This is a genomic window from Mycolicibacterium alvei (assembly GCF_010727325.1).
GTDB lineage: Bacteria > Actinomycetota > Actinomycetes > Mycobacteriales > Mycobacteriaceae > Mycobacterium > Mycobacterium alvei.
This window is the reverse complement of record NZ_AP022565.1, coordinates 1,067,160-1,081,198: the sequence shown is the minus strand read 5'-3', so window position 1 is coordinate 1,081,198 and position 14,039 is coordinate 1,067,160. Positions and strand designations below refer to the sequence as shown.

The following is a 14,039-nucleotide window of genomic DNA, read 5'->3' as shown; positions in this document are numbered from 1 at the left end:
CCATGGAATTGGCCCTGCAGATCACTCTGGTCGTGACCAGCGTGCTGGTCGTGCTCTTGGTGCTGCTGCATCGTGCCAAAGGTGGCGGCCTGTCCACCCTGTTCGGTGGCGGTGTCCAGTCCAGCCTGTCCGGCTCCACCGTGGTCGAGAAGAACCTCGACCGGCTGACGTTGTTCGTGGCCGGTATCTGGCTGGTGTCGATCCTCGGCGTCGGTCTGCTGATCAAGTACGGCTAACCCCGGCGCCCCTGGCCGAGTCGATCGTCCGTGGGGTACCCAGCCCGCGCGGCGCGCTCGGTCCCGTGCCACAGCAGTACAACGGTGTCGCCAACTTCCTGCTGCTCGGGATGGTCTTCGGTATGCCTGCGGTGTTCTGGCTGTGCGAACGCTTCGTCCTCTGACCCGCCGTGCGCGAACCGGACGGAGGTTTCGACTGCCGTTATCCGGGAGCGACGACCGTCGGCAGCGGCCGGTTCGGACCGATACCCGGTGCCAGCTCGGTCGCGGGCTCCATGGGCGTGTCGATGATCGCCCGCGGGGGCCTCGGGGCGGTGCCCCGTTCGACGCCGGCCTGCTGAGCAGGCGGTGCGTAACAGTTGGGCGACCCGTCGGACTGCGTGTCGTTGGAATCGGAGGTGGGCACGCCGCCGGAGTCGAGGCAGCACAGGTCGGCGTTCCTGACCGTCTTGCTCATGCAATCGTCGTACGTCTCGACATCCCAGGTGCCGTCGTCGGGTGCGGCAATCGCCACGGCGGGCGCGGCCAGCACGCCGAGCCCCAACGTCGCGCTCAGAACGGCGCCCTGCGCCCATCGGTCCCAACAGGTGGGGCGTAAAAGTTTGATCGTGGCCATCGTGGCCTCCTGAGTTCGCCGGAACATTCACAGCTGATTCACAACATGCTCCGCCGTATCCGGTCGGGCTGTCGAGAGATTTGACGAATCGCGCGGCCCGGTCGTTGCGTTGTCAAGTGCGGTCCCGTCGTCGCCGCCCTGCGGCACACCGTGGCTGCACGGATACTGGGGACATGGCTGACGGCACCGACACCGCGCTGGATCCGATCGGTGCGGTGCAGCGCACCCCGCTGGGCCGCGAGGCTACCGAGCCGATGCGCGACGATATCCGGCTGCTCGGTGCAATCCTCGGTGACACCGTGCGCGAACAGAACGGCGACCAGGTCTTCGAGCTGGTCGAGCGGGCCCGGGTGGAATCCTTCCGGGTCCGCCGTTCGGAGATCGACCGAGCCGAGCTGGCCGACCTGTTCTCCGATATCGATATCCACCAGGCGATCCCGGTCATCCGTGCCTTCACCCACTTCGCGCTGTTGGCAAACGTTGCCGAGGACATCCACCGTGAACGCCGCCGTGCGGTGCACGTGGCGGCCGGCGAGCCACCGCAGGACAGCAGCCTGGAAGCGACGTATCTCAAGCTGGATCAGGCCCACCTGGAAGCGACGGCCGTCGCCGACGCCCTGCACGGCGCCCTGGTCGCGCCGGTGATCACCGCTCATCCCACCGAAACCCGGCGCCGGACCGTCTTCGACACCCAGCACCGGATCACCGAGTTGATGCGGCTGCGCATGCACGGCCTGACCCGCACCGCCGACGGCCGCGACATCGAGGTCGAGTTGCGCCGCCATATCCTCACGCTGTGGCAGACCGCGCTGGTGCGCTTGGCGCGACTCAAGATCTCCGACGAGATCGAAACCGGTCTGCGGTACTACCCGGCCGCATTTTTCGAGGTCATCCCGCAGGTCAACGCCGAGGTGCGCACCGCGTTGCAGGCCCGATGGCCCGGGTCGGAACTATTGGAGCAACCGATCCTGCGGCCCGGAAGCTGGATCGGCGGTGACCGTGACGGCAACCCGAACGTGGACGCGGGGGTGGTCCGGCTGGCCACCGGACGTGCCGCGTATGTGGCCTTTGCGCACTACTTCGCCGAGATCACCGCACTGGAAGAAGAGCTGTCGATGTCGGCGCGGCTGGTCACGGTCAGCGACGGGCTCACCTCGCTGGCCGACGTCTGCCATGAGCCGGTCCGTGCCGACGAGCCCTACCGGCGGGCACTGCGGGTGATCCATGCCCGCCTGACCGCCACCGGCCGTGAGATCTTGGACGAACAACCCGAACACGAGCTCGACCTGAGCCTGGCGGCATACCGGACCCCGGAGGAGTTCCTGGCCGACCTCGACGTCGTCGATACCTCGCTGCGCGCCAACGGCAGCGCGGTACTGGCCGACGACCGGCTGACCCGGCTGCGAGAGGCCGTGCGGGTATTCGGGTTTCACCTGTGCGGCCTCGACATGCGACAGAACTCCGACGTGCACGAGCAGGTTGTCGCCGAGCTGCTCGCCTGGGCCGGAGTGCATCCCGATTACGCGTCCCTGCCCGAGGCGCAGCGGGTGGAACTGCTCGCGGCCGAGATCGCCACCCGTCGCCCGCTGATCGGTGCCGGCGCCGAGCTGTCGGAGTTGGCCCGCAAGGAACTCGGCATCGTCGGTGCGGCGGCGCGGGCAGTCACCGTCTTCGGTGCCCAGGCCGTGCCCAACTACATCATCTCCATGTGCCAATCGGTGTCGGATCTGCTCGAAGCGGCGATCCTGCTCAAAGAGGCGGGCCTGCTCGATGTTTCGGGTGCGACGCACGGCGAGGTCTATGCACCCGTCGGGATCGTGCCATTATTCGAGACCATCGAGGATCTGCAGCAGGGTTCGGCGGTCCTGCAGGCGGCGCTTGCGCTGCCGGTCTACCGCAGCATCGTCGCCGCGCGCGGGCACCATCAGGAAGTGATGCTGGGCTACTCGGACTCGAACAAGGACGGCGGCTACCTGGCCGCCAACTGGGCGCTGTATCGGGCCGAACTCGACCTCGTCGACGCCGCGGACGCGACCGGGATTCGGTTGCGGCTCTTCCACGGCCGGGGTGGCACCGTGGGTCGCGGGGGCGGCCCCAGCTACGACGCGATCCTGGCGCAGCCCCCTGGGGCGGTGAAGGGATCGTTGCGGATCACCGAGCAGGGTGAGGTGATTGCGGCCAAGTATGCCGAGCCACGGATCGCACACCGCAACTTGGAGACCCTGTTGGCTGCGACGCTGGAATCCACCCTCCTCGATGTCGAGGGGCTCGGTGACGCCGCCGGGCCCGCCTATCAGGTGCTCGACGAGTTGTCTGCCTTGGCACAGCGGGCCTATGCCGAATTAGTCCACGAGACACCGGGATTCGTCGAATACTTCAAGGCCTCGACGCCGGTCGGCGAGATCGGTGCACTCAACATCGGCAGCCGGCCGAGCTCGCGTAAACCGACCACCTCCATCGCCGACCTTCGGGCCATCCCGTGGGTGCTGGCCTGGAGCCAGTCCCGCGTGATGCTGCCAGGTTGGTACGGCACCGGCACCGCATTCGCCCAGTGGACGGCCGAGGACGAGACCCGGCTCTCGGTGTTGCGGGATCTGTACCGGCGGTGGCCGTTCTTCCGTACGGTGCTGTCGAACATGGCACAGGTGCTGGCCAAGGCGGATATGGGTTTGGCGGCACGGTATTCCGAACTGGTCGACGACGAAGCACTGCGGGCCAGGGTGTTCGACAAGATCGTCGCCGAGTACGCCCGCACCATCGACATGTACAAACTGATCACCGGCCAGGACGACCTGCTCGCCGACAACCCGGCTCTGGCCCGCTCGGTGTTCAACCGGTTCCCCTACCTCGAACCGCTGAATCACCTGCAGGTCGAGCTGCTGCGCAGGTATCGCGGCGGGGATACCGACGAACGGGTGCAGCGAGGAATCCTGCTCACCATGAGCGGTTTGGCCACAGCGCTGCGCAACAGCGGCTAGCTCCCGAGGCTCTTGCGGACCCGGTTGACCATTCCGCGCACCGCGCTTTCCGTGGCGGCCAGCGGCGACATCACCGCCTCGCCGATCCCGACGATGACCTCGACGCGGTCCACGATCGACTCAAGGCGCTCGACCACGCCGATGAGACGGGGTGCGAGTTCATCGATCCGGGTGATGGTGTCGTTGAAGCGGTCGAGCGTGGTGTCCAGGCCGCCGGTCGACCGGTTGAGGTCGACCAGGGTGCTGCTGAGATCGGTGAGCAGGGTATCGACCTGCTCGACGGTCATGTCGGCATTGAGTGCGGCCTGCGTCAACGTCCGGATTCGTTGCCGTCCGGAATTCGGGCGGGCGCGGCCGTCCCCTTTGTCTGCCATGCCAGACAGTATGGCCGGTGGGGAACCAAACGCGGACCAACCGCGTCTGAATGATTGTGCGGCAATTCTGCGAACACCGAACCCGGTCGGCTGTGGTGACCGCCCTGGTCACACCCAATCGTCAGGTGGCCGACTACCTGGCCGGCTATGCCGAGGCATTGGCCGATCGGACTGGCGAGCGCCACGGCGGCGGCGCTACCGACGACTAGGCGCGCTCAGAGCTTGCTTGCGGCAGCCTCATCGAGTAGCCACACCGTCCGGTCGCGCCCGATCGCGCCCGCGGCGGGGATGTCGACCGGATCGGCGCCACCGATCGCGGCGGCGACGGCGTCGGCCTTGGCCTCGCCGGACACCACCAGCCATACCTCGCGGGAGTTGCGAACCGCAGGGAGCGTCAACGTGATTCGGCGTGGCGGTGGCTTGGGGGAGTCGGGCACGCCCACCACCATGCGGTCGTTCTCACGCACCGCCGGAGTGTCGGGAAACAGTGAGTTGACATGTCCCTCGCCGCCCATGCCGAGCAGATGCACGTCGAATTCGGGTCCGGGGGCGTCGAAGTTAGCGGCCAGCACCTGGGCGTACCCGGCGGCGGCCGCGGTGAGATCGTCACCGAACTCGCCATCGCTGGCCGCCATCGCGTGCACGTTGACGTCCGAGATCCCGACATGATCCAGCAGTGCCTGGCGGGCCTGCTTGTCGTTGCGCTCGTCGTCGTCCTGCGGAACGAAGCGTTCGTCGCCCCAGTAGACGTGCACCTTCGCCCAGTCGATCTCGTTGCTGCGCGCACCGACGCGCTTGAGTAGGCCGATTCCCGTGCCTCCGCCGGTGAGCACGATGTTGGCATGACCCCGCGCAGAGATCGCCGACGTGATGGCATCCACCAACCGGTCTCCGGCGGCGGCCACCAGCGCGTCGGTGTCGGCGTAACGCTCGATAACAGTGCTCATACGTAGGTGACCTTGTCGATTCCGGTGAGTGCGTCGTAGTAGATTTCGTCGGCGTCGAGACGACGCAGATCCTCGGCCAGGCACTCCTTGGCTTCGCGGCGGGCCAACGGCACCAACGCATCCGGCTTGCCGGTCCGGCTCAGCACCGCGGTGACGCCGGTCTGCGGACGTGCCAGGGTCACGGTTTCGCTGGGCCTGGTCAACTCGACCTTCAATTCACCCGTCATCCGGGTCACCGGTCCGTCGATCCGGTTGGCCAGCCAGCCGGCCAGGATGTCGAGCGCGGGCTCGTCCTTGAGCCCGGACACCAGTGCCGAGGTGATGGGTTCGTGTGGCGGCTGATCGATCGCCGCGGCCAGCAACGCGCGCCAGTAGGTGACGCGACTCCAGGCCAGATCGGTGTCACCGTCGGTGTAACCGTCCAGGCGGCTCTTGATGCAGGACAGCGGATCGGTGCCGTTCGTGGCGTCGGTGATCCGGCGAATCGCCAACTTGCCCAGCGGATCCTGCGCAGGTACGGCGGGGGCGAGATCGGGCCACCAGGTCACCACGGGTGTGTCGGGCAGCAGGAACGGCGTCACGACGCTGCTGGCGTGGTTGGCCAGCGGACCGGACAGCCGCAGCACCACCACTTCGTTGGCGCCGGCATCGCGGCCCACCCGCAGTTGGGCATCCAGCCGGGACTCGGTGGTCAAACGGTCCCCGGGGACAACCACGATCACGCGGCATGGATGCTCACGGCTGGCGGCATTGGCCGCGTCGATCGACTCCTCCAGTAACGCATCACTATCGGGGGCGATGACCAGTGTCAGTACCCGACCGAGGGTGATCGCGCCGCCTTCTTCGCGCAGGGCGACGATCTTCTTGTTGATCGCCCCGGTATTGGTCTCGGGCAGATCGACGATCATAGTGTTCGGTTCCTCGCGCTAGCGCTCGTCACGGCCGCCTCCATTCCCGGCCCGACCGGCGCAACATCTCGAACGCCGATTCGGGGCCCCACGTTCCGGACTCGTACGAATCAGGCTTACCGTGTGTGGCCCAGTACTCCAGTGCGGGATCCAGGATCTTCCAGCACAATTCGACCTCGGCGTTGACCGGGAACAGCGATGGCTCGCCCAGCAGCACATCGAGGATCAGGCGCTCGTAGGCCTCCGGTGACTCCTCGGCGAAGGCCGAGCCATAGGAGAAGTCCATGCTGACGTCGCGGACTTCCATGATGTGGCCGGGAACCTTGGACCCGAACCGCAGCGTGATGCCCTCGTCCGGTTGTACCCGGATCACGAGAGCGTTCTGGCCGAGCTCATCGGTCATCGTGGCGTCGAAGGGCAGATGTGGCGCGCGCTTGAACAGGACCGCGATCTCGGTGACCCTGCGGCCCAAGCGTTTTCCGGTCCGCAGATAGAACGGCACGCCCGCCCAGCGTCGGGTGTCCACGTCCAGTGTGATGGCGGCGAAAGTCTCGGTGGTGGATGTCTTGGAGAAGCCTTCCTCGTCCAACAGCCCGACGACCTTCTCGCCGCCCTGCCAGCCCGCGGCGTACTGCCCCCGGGAGGTGGTCTCGTCCAGCGGCTCGGCCAGCCGGGTTGCCGAGAGCACCTTGATCTTCTCGGCTTGCAGTTCCGCGGGGGAGAAGCTCACCGGCTCTTCCATCGCCGTCAGCGCCAGCAGCTGCAACAGATGGTTCTGGATGACGTCTCGGGCGGCACCGACTCCGTCGTAGTAGCCGCCGCGGCCGCCGAGACCGATGTCCTCGGCCATCGTGATCTGCACACTGTCGATGTAGTGGGAGTTCAGCACCGGCTCGAACATCTCGTTGGCGAAGCGCAGTGCCAGGAGGTTCTGGACGGTCTCCTTGCCGAGATAGTGGTCGATGCGGAACACCGACGACTCCGGGAAGACGCTGTTGACCACGGCGTTGAGTTCCTCGGCGCTCTTGAGGTCGTGACCGAACGGCTTCTCGATGACCACCCGGCTCCAGCTGCCTTCCGGCTTGTCGGCCAGCCCGGATTTAGACAGCTGCTCGCAGACCTGGGGGAACGCCTTGGGCGGAATCGACAGGTAGAAAGCGTGATTGCCGCTGGTTCCCCGCTCGACGTCGAGGGTCCGCAGCGTCTCTGAAAGACGCTCGAACGACTCGTCATCATCGAACGTGCCTTGTACGAACCGGAATCCCTCGGCCAGGCGGTCCCAGACTTCCTGGTGGAACGGTGTACGCGCATGCTGTTTGACCGCGTCGAAGACGATCTTGCCGAAATCTTCATCGGCCCAGTCGCGGCGGGCGAAGCCCACCAACGCGAAGTTGGGCGGTAGCAAACCACGGTTGGCCAGGTCGTAGATGGCCGGCATCAGCTTCTTGCGGGCCAGGTCACCGGTGACGCCGAAGATCACCACCGCACAGGGCCCCGCGATGCGGGGCATGCGCTTGTCACGCTTGTCCCGCAACGGGTTACGCCAGGCGGTCTCGGGCTTGCCGCTGGCCGGGCTCATCGCGTGGCGGCGTCGAGTTGGCCTTGTGTCGCGTCGAGCAGTTCCTGCCACGACTTCTCGAACTTGTCCACACCCTCGTCCTCGAGCACCTTGAACACATCGACCAGGTCGATTCCGATGGCACTGAGGTTGTCGAAGATCTCCTGCGATGCGGCCGCGGTCCCGGTGATGGTGTCACCGGCGATCTTGCCGTGGTCGGCGACCGCTTCCAGGGTCTTCTCCGGCAGCGTGTTCACAGTGTGCGGCGCGACCAGTTCGGTGACATAGAGCGTGTCCGAGTAGTCGGGGTTCTTGACGCCGGTGGACGCCCACAGCACGCGCTGCACGCGGGCGCCGTCACCCTTGAGCGCCGCGAAACGCGCGCCGCCGAAGACTTCCTCGTAGGCCGCGTAGGCCAGGCGCGAGTTGGCCACCCCGGCCTTGCCGCGCAGCGCCAGAGCTTCATCCGAGCCGATTTTCGCCAACCGGTTGTCGATCTCGGTGTCCACGCGGGACACGAAGAACGAGGCGACCGAGTGGATCTTGGACAGATCGTGGCCGGCTTCCTTGGCGGCCTCAAGGCCGGCCAGGTAGGCGTCCATCACGGCGCGGTGCCGTTCGACCGAGAAGATCAGCGTGACGTTGACGGAGATGCCCTCGGCGATCACCGCGGTGATCGCAGGCAGCCCGGCAAGGGTCGCGGGGATCTTGATCAGCAGGTTGGGCCGATCGACGATCTTCCAGAGCTCGATCGCCTGCAGAATCGTCTTGTCGGTGTCGTGTGCCAGTCGCGGATCTACCTCGATGGACACCCGGCCGTCGACGCCGTCGGAGGCCTGGTACTGCTTGGCCAGGACGTCGCACGCGTTGCGGACGTCGTCGGTGGTGACGGTGCGGATGGTGGCGTCGACGTCGGCGCCCCGCTCGGCGAGTTCTTTCACCTGGGCGTCGTAGGCGGTGCCCTTCGACAACGCGGCCTGGAAGATCGACGGGTTGGTGGTGACGCCCACGACGCTGCGGGTATTGATGAGCTCCGTCAGATTTCCTGATTGCAGCCGCTCGCGGGACAGATCGTCGAGCCAGATGGATACGCCCGCGGCGCTCAGCGCCGCGAGATTCGGGTTCTGCGTCATGTTCGCCTTCTCCTGCCAGTCGTGAAGTTAGTTGTCCAGCGAGCGTTCTGCCGCGGCCGCCACGGCCTCGGCGGTGAAACCGAACTCACGGAACAGCGTCTTGTCGTCGGCGGAGGCACCGTAGTGCTCGATCGAGACGATCTCGCCGGTGTCTCCGACCAGCTTGTACCAACTCTGCGCCACCGCGGCCTCGACCGCCACCCGGGCCGACACCGCGGGCGGCAGCACCGAGTCGCGGTACTCCTTGGGCTGTGATTCGAACCACTCGACACACGGCATCGACACCACGCTGGCGTTGATCTCCTTGTCGGCCAACAGCTTCTGTGCTGCGACGGCGAGCTGGACCTCGGATCCGGTGGCGATGATCACCACGTCGGGGTTCTCGTCGGGGGTTCCACCGAGCACGTAGCCGCCTCGGGAAACTCCTTCGGCGCTGGTGCCCTCGAGCACCGGGACACCCTGGCGGGTGAGGATCAACCCCACCGGGCCGGTGCTGGCGGTGCGCTCCAGCACGGTCTTCCATGCATAGACGGTCTCGTTCGGGTCACCCGGACGGACCACCGACAGGTTCGGGATCGCGCGCAGCGCCGCCAGATGCTCGATCGGCTGGTGCGTCGGGCCGTCCTCGCCGAGGCCGATGGAGTCGTGCGTCCAGACGTAGATCGGGTCGATGTTCATCAACGAGGCCAACCGCACGGCGGGCCGCATGTAGTCCGAGAACTGGAGGAAAGTTCCGCCGTAGGGGCGGGTCGGGCCGTGCAGCACGATGCCGGACAGGATGGCGCCCATCGCGTGCTCACGGATACCGAAGTGCAGGGTGCGGCCGTACCAGGTCGCGTTCCAGTCCTCGGTCGAAATCGACGGCGGCCCGAACGAATTCGCGCCCTTGATCGTGGTGTTGTTGCTGCCGGCGAGATCGGCCGAACCACCCCACAGTTCGGGCAGCGTCTGCCCGACGGCGGCCAGCACGGCCCCGGAGGCGGCGCGGGTGGCCACCGGCTTGGAATCGAGCTCCCAGTGCGGCAGGTCGGCGTCCCAGCCCTCAGGAAGCTCCTTGGCCTGCAGGCGATCCAGCAGCGCCTTGCGCTCGGGCTCCCGCTTGGCCCAGGCGTCGAAGGTCACCTGCCACTCGTCGTGGACCTGCTTGCCGCGGGTCACCAGCTCACGGGTGTGGGCGATGACGTCGTCGCGCACCTCGAAGCTCTGGTCCGGGTCGAAGCCGAGGATCTTCTTGGTGGCGGCCACCTCGTCGGCGCCCAGGGCCGAACCGTGCACGCCACCGGTGTTCATCTTGGTGGGGGCCGGGTAGCCGATGATCGTGCGCAGCGCGATGAACGACGGCTTGTCGGTGACCTTGCGTGCGGCCTCGATCGCTTCCTCGATTCCAGCGACATTCTCGCCGCCCTCGACCTCCTGAACGTGCCAGCCGTAGGCGCGGTAGCGCGCGGGCACATCCTCGCTCAGGGCGATGTCGGTGTTGTGCTCGATGGAGATCTTGTTGTCATCCCAGATCACGATGAGATTGCCGAGCTGCTGGGTGCCCGCGAGCGACGACGCCTCGCTGGTGACGCCCTCTTCCATGTCGCCGTCGGAGGCCACCACATAGATGTAGTGGTCGAACGGGCTCTCGCCCGGGGCGGTGTCCGGATCGAACAGGCCGCGCTCGTAGCGGGCGGCCATCGCCATCCCGACCGCCGACGCCAGACCCTGGCCCAGCGGGCCGGTGGTGATCTCCACGCCCTTGGTGTGGTGGTACTCGGGATGGCCCGGGGTCAGCGAGCCCCAGGTGCGCAGCGCCTCGATATCGGACAGTTCCAGGCCGAACCCACCCAGGTACAGCTGGATGTACAGCGTCAGGCTCGAATGCCCGCAGGACAGCACGAAACGGTCCCGGCCGATCCACTCGGTGTCGCTGGGATCGTGGCGCAGCTGCCGCTGGAACAGCGTGTAGGCGAGGGGCGCCAGGCTCATCGCGGTCCCCGGGTGGCCGTTGCCGACCTTCTGCACCGCGTCCGCCGCGAGCACCCGGGCGGTGTCGACGGCAACGCTGTCGACTTCGGTCCAGTCGTCTGGGTGGTTGGGCTGGGTGAGAGCGGTGATCTCTTCGGCGGTGGTCACTAAGCTCACTTCCTCGTCATCTATCTGCCGGCACGTGCGCGCAATTGCCATGCTGCTACGACAAACACCCTAGTGGGGCGGACTCGTCCGATGCAGACTGGTTCTCCCACCGATACCCGGTCGTTTACCCGGAGTTGTCGCGGAACAGACCCTGCGGTGCCGAGGCATTCGGGCGGCGGTCTACCATCGTGTGTAGTAGAAGCCGCGTGACGCCACCCGAGGAGTTATTTGCGTGAGCATTCGCGAGCGCCGGCTCATCAATGGGGCGCCCAGCCGAATACGATCGACCTTCCTGTCGTATTTGGCGTTAACCAAGCCGCGTGTGATCGAGTTGTTGCTGGTCACCACCATTCCGGCGATGCTGCTGGCAGCCCGGGGCACCGTTGATCCGCTACTGATCCTCAACACCCTGATCGGCGGCATGCTCGCCGCGGCCGGTGCCAACACCCTGAACTGTGTGGCGGACGCCGACATCGACAAGGTGATGAAGCGGACGGCCCGACGGCCGCTGGCCCAGGCGTCCGTCCCGACGCGGCACGCGCTGATCTTCGGACTGGTGCTGTCGGTCACTGCGTTCTGCTGGCTGTGGTGGACGACCAATCTGTTGTCCGGGGTGCTGGCGGTGGCCACCATCGCGTTCTACGTCTTCGTCTACACGTTGCTGCTCAAACGCCGCACCTCGCAGAACGTGGTGTGGGGCGGGGCGGCCGGCTGCATGCCGGTGATGATCGGCTGGTCTGCGGTGACCGGCACCATCGAGTGGCCGGCCGTGGTGATGTTCCTCATCATCTTCTTCTGGACACCGCCGCACACCTGGGCGCTGGCGATGCGCTACAAGGACGACTACAAGGCAGCCGGTGTGCCGATGCTGCCCGCCGTGGCCACCGAGCGTGAGGTCACCCGGCAGATCCTGATCTACACCTGGGTGACGGTGCTCACCACACTGGTGCTGGCGCTGGCCACCGGATGGCTCTACGGTGCGGTGGCGCTGCTGGCAGGTGCGTGGTTCCTGGTGATGGCTCACCAGCTGTACTCCGGGGTGAAGCGCGGTGAGCCGGTGAAGCCGCTGCGACTGTTCCTGCAGTCGAACAACTACCTGGCTGTCGTGTTCTGCGCGCTGGCGGTGGATTCGGCGCTGGCGCTGCCGACGATCTTCGGAAACTGATCGCCAACCGCAGCCCGCACACCGTCGGTGTGGCAGCGTTGTGCGCATGACCGAACTGGTGAGTCCCGACAACTTTCCGCGCGCCGAATCCGACCTGTACTTTGCCAATGCCGTCAAGGACGGCGGGTTCGGAAAGTTCTTTCACAACCGCGAGCTGACCCCGATCGATCACCAGCTGGTCATCCGGCAGAACCGGGACACGCTGTATTCGGCGGCGGTGTTCGATCTCGACGGCGGGCCCGTGACCATCACGCTGCCCGACAGTGCGGGGCGGTTCATGTCGTTGCAGGTCATCAGCGAGGACCACTACACGACCAACGTCGCCTATGCGCCGGCGGAGGTGACGTTCAGCCGCGACTCCGTCGACACCCGCTACGCGATCGTGGCGGTGCGCAGCCTGGTCGATCCGGGCGATCCCGCCGATCTGGCCGCGGTGCATACCTTGCAGGATGCGATCACCGTCACACAGGCCGAGCCGGGATTCTTCGAGATCCCGCAGTGGGATCCGGTCAGCCAGAAGACGGTTCGTGATGCGCTCATCACCTTGTCCACCACCGTGGCCGACACTTCGGGAATGTTCGGCCCTAAGTACGAGGTGGAGCCGATCCGTCATCTGATCGGCTCGGCGTTCGCCTGGGGCGGCAACCCGGCGCGGGATGCGCTGTATCTCACAGTGGTGCCACCGGGGAACGACGGCACCACCGTGCACCGACTCACCGTGAAAGACGTCCCGGTGGACGGGTTCTGGTCCATCACGGTCTACAACAAGGACGGCTACTTCACCCCGAACGCACAGAATGCCTACTCGGTGAACAACGTCACCGCCCTGAAGGACCCCGACGGTTCCACGACGGTGCAGTTCGGTGGCAGCGACGACGGCAGCGGTGCCGCCAACCTGCTGCCGATCACCGAGGGCTGGAACTACCTCGTGCGGTTGTACCGGCCACGACCGGAGATCCTCGACGGTTCCTGGACGTTCCCCGACGCGCAACCGGTCTCTTAGGGCACCAGCACGATAGAACCGACGGTCTTGCGGCCCTGCAGGTCGGTATGGGCCTGGGCCGCCTCGGCCAGCGGGTAGCGGCCGCCGACGGTGATGGTGATCGACCCGCCCGCGATCGCGTTGATCAATTCACCTGCACGCCAAGAGAATTCGTCGGGTGTACGGGTGTGGTGGGCGAGCGTCGGCCGGGTCAGGAATACCGACCCTGCCGCGTTGAGTCGTTGGGGGTCTACCGGTGGCACCGGGCCGCTGGCCGCCCCGAACAGGGCCAGCGTGCCGCGCACCGCGAGGCTGGCCAGGCTGGCGTCGAACGTCGACGCCCCCACCCCGTCGTACACCGCGACCACGCCCGCCCCGCCGGTGAGATCGCGGATCTTTTCGGCGAATTCGATCGGATCCTCGGGGTACTCGAGCACCTCGATCGCGCCGGCCTGCCGGGACAACTCGGCCTTCTCCGGTGTCGAGGCCGTGGTGATCACCCGGGTGCCGATGCTGGTGGCCCACTGGGTGAGGATCAGGCCGACGCCGCCGGCCCCGGCATGCACCAGCACCGTGTCGTTCGGCTGCACCGGGTAGGTGGACTTGATCAGGTAGTGCGCGGTCATGCCCTTCAGCAGCGCCGAGGCGATCGCGTCGGGAGCCACACCGTCAGGCACGTAGGCAACGAAATCGGCTGGCGCGACACACATATCGGCGTATGCGCCGATCGCGTTGGCGGTGACGACGCGGTCGCCGACCGCCAGCGCCGCGACATCGTCACCGACGGCCGCGACCGTGCCGCAGACTTCCGACCCGACGACGAACGGCAGGTCGCGCGGATATAACCCGGACCGGAAGTAGGTGTCGATGAAATTGACGCCGATCGCCTCGGCCTTGATCAGTACCTCGCCCGGGCCGGGAGCGGGCTCGGGCCGTTCGACGTAGCTCAGGACTTCGGGTCCGCCGGTCTCGGCAACTTCGATGGCATACACGCCATCCATCATCCACACCTATCATCGCGGAG

At 66.5% G+C, this 14,039-nt stretch carries 12 protein-coding genes; 4 read left to right on the top strand and 8 right to left on the bottom strand.

Annotation, left to right across the window (positions count from 1 at the left end; genetic code table 11):
* The first annotated feature begins 2 nt into the window (after window positions 1-2).
* Window positions 3-236: a preprotein translocase subunit SecG gene (gene secG / locus G6N44_RS05065; protein ID WP_163661689.1), complete on the top strand. Its 234-nt coding sequence runs from the start codon at window positions 3-5 to the stop codon at window positions 234-236.
* A gap of 202 nt (window positions 237-438) precedes the next feature.
* Here secG and G6N44_RS05060 read toward each other — a convergent pair whose 3' ends face one another.
* Window positions 439-852 carry a hypothetical protein gene (locus G6N44_RS05060; RefSeq protein ID WP_163661687.1) on the bottom strand — a complete coding sequence of 138 codons (414 nt, stop codon included), beginning with the start codon at window positions 850-852 and terminating at the stop codon, window positions 439-441.
* A gap of 173 nt (window positions 853-1,025) precedes the next feature.
* On the opposite strand from G6N44_RS05060, the gene ppc reads away from it, so the two are divergent.
* Window positions 1,026-3,830, top strand: a complete 2,805-nt coding sequence (gene ppc, locus G6N44_RS05055) for a phosphoenolpyruvate carboxylase (protein WP_163661685.1) — start codon at window positions 1,026-1,028, stop codon at window positions 3,828-3,830.
* Here ppc and G6N44_RS05050 read toward each other — a convergent pair.
* The 6 genes from G6N44_RS05050 to tkt form a co-directional block, all read right to left on the bottom strand.
* Entirely contained in the window at window positions 3,827-4,204 is a 378-nt protein-coding gene (locus tag G6N44_RS05050) for an ATPase (RefSeq protein ID WP_163661683.1), read from the bottom strand. The two genes, ppc and G6N44_RS05050, sit on opposite strands and share 4 nt — an antisense overlap.
* Before the next feature lie 215 nt (window positions 4,205-4,419).
* Entirely contained in the window at window positions 4,420-5,151 is a 732-nt protein-coding gene (gene pgl, locus G6N44_RS05045) for a 6-phosphogluconolactonase (RefSeq protein ID WP_163661681.1), read from the bottom strand.
* Window positions 5,148-6,059 carry a glucose-6-phosphate dehydrogenase assembly protein OpcA gene (opcA, locus tag G6N44_RS05040; RefSeq protein WP_163661679.1) on the bottom strand — a complete coding sequence of 304 codons (912 nt, stop codon included), beginning with the start codon at window positions 6,057-6,059 and terminating at the stop codon, window positions 5,148-5,150. Before opcA ends, pgl begins: the two co-directional genes overlap by 4 nt.
* A gap of 28 nt (window positions 6,060-6,087) precedes the next feature.
* Complete coding sequence (gene zwf, locus G6N44_RS05035; RefSeq protein ID WP_163661677.1) at window positions 6,088-7,638, bottom strand: glucose-6-phosphate dehydrogenase; 1,551 nt, start codon at window positions 7,636-7,638, stop codon at window positions 6,088-6,090.
* Window positions 7,635-8,750, bottom strand: coding sequence for a transaldolase (gene tal / locus G6N44_RS05030; protein ID WP_163661674.1), 1,116 nt, complete (start codon window positions 8,748-8,750; stop codon window positions 7,635-7,637). The genes zwf and tal overlap by 4 nt, the downstream gene beginning before the upstream one ends.
* A 27-nt stretch (window positions 8,751-8,777) precedes the next feature.
* Window positions 8,778-10,868, bottom strand: a complete 2,091-nt coding sequence (tkt, locus tag G6N44_RS05025; protein WP_163669618.1) for a transketolase — start codon at window positions 10,866-10,868, stop codon at window positions 8,778-8,780.
* A gap of 232 nt (window positions 10,869-11,100) precedes the next feature.
* On the opposite strand from tkt, the gene G6N44_RS05020 reads away from it, so the two are divergent.
* Both G6N44_RS05020 and G6N44_RS05015 read left to right on the top strand, forming a co-directional pair.
* Complete coding sequence (locus tag G6N44_RS05020; RefSeq protein ID WP_163661672.1) at window positions 11,101-12,033, top strand: heme o synthase; 933 nt, start codon at window positions 11,101-11,103, stop codon at window positions 12,031-12,033.
* A gap of 58 nt (window positions 12,034-12,091) precedes the next feature.
* The gene (locus G6N44_RS05015; protein ID WP_179964548.1) at window positions 12,092-13,036 is read left to right on the top strand and encodes a DUF1214 domain-containing protein; all 945 of its coding nucleotides are present in this window, start codon (window positions 12,092-12,094) and stop codon (window positions 13,034-13,036) included.
* Here G6N44_RS05015 and G6N44_RS05010 read toward each other — a convergent pair.
* Window positions 13,033-14,007, bottom strand: coding sequence for a quinone oxidoreductase family protein (locus tag G6N44_RS05010; RefSeq protein WP_163669616.1), 975 nt, complete (start codon window positions 14,005-14,007; stop codon window positions 13,033-13,035). The two genes, G6N44_RS05015 and G6N44_RS05010, sit on opposite strands and share 4 nt — an antisense overlap.
* Window positions 14,008-14,039 lie beyond the last annotated feature (32 nt).

What these genes read in the sequence shown, in the direction of transcription:
- secG (WP_163661689.1), top strand. Translation starts at nt 3, where the DNA reads ATGGAATTGGCCCTGCAGATCACTCTGGTCGTGACCAGCGTGCTGGTC.
- G6N44_RS05060 (WP_163661687.1), bottom strand. Translation starts at nt 852, where the DNA reads ATGGCCACGATCAAACTTTTACGCCCCACCTGTTGGGACCGATGGGCG.
- ppc (WP_163661685.1), top strand. Translation starts at nt 1,026, where the DNA reads ATGGCTGACGGCACCGACACCGCGCTGGATCCGATCGGTGCGGTGCAG.
- G6N44_RS05050 (WP_163661683.1), bottom strand. Translation starts at nt 4,204, where the DNA reads ATGGCAGACAAAGGGGACGGCCGCGCCCGCCCGAATTCCGGACGGCAA.
- pgl (WP_163661681.1), bottom strand. Translation starts at nt 5,151, where the DNA reads ATGAGCACTGTTATCGAGCGTTACGCCGACACCGACGCGCTGGTGGCC.
- opcA (WP_163661679.1), bottom strand. Translation starts at nt 6,059, where the DNA reads ATGATCGTCGATCTGCCCGAGACCAATACCGGGGCGATCAACAAGAAG.
- zwf (WP_163661677.1), bottom strand. Translation starts at nt 7,638, where the DNA reads ATGAGCCCGGCCAGCGGCAAGCCCGAGACCGCCTGGCGTAACCCGTTG.
- tal (WP_163661674.1), bottom strand. Translation starts at nt 8,750, where the DNA reads ATGACGCAGAACCCGAATCTCGCGGCGCTGAGCGCCGCGGGCGTATCC.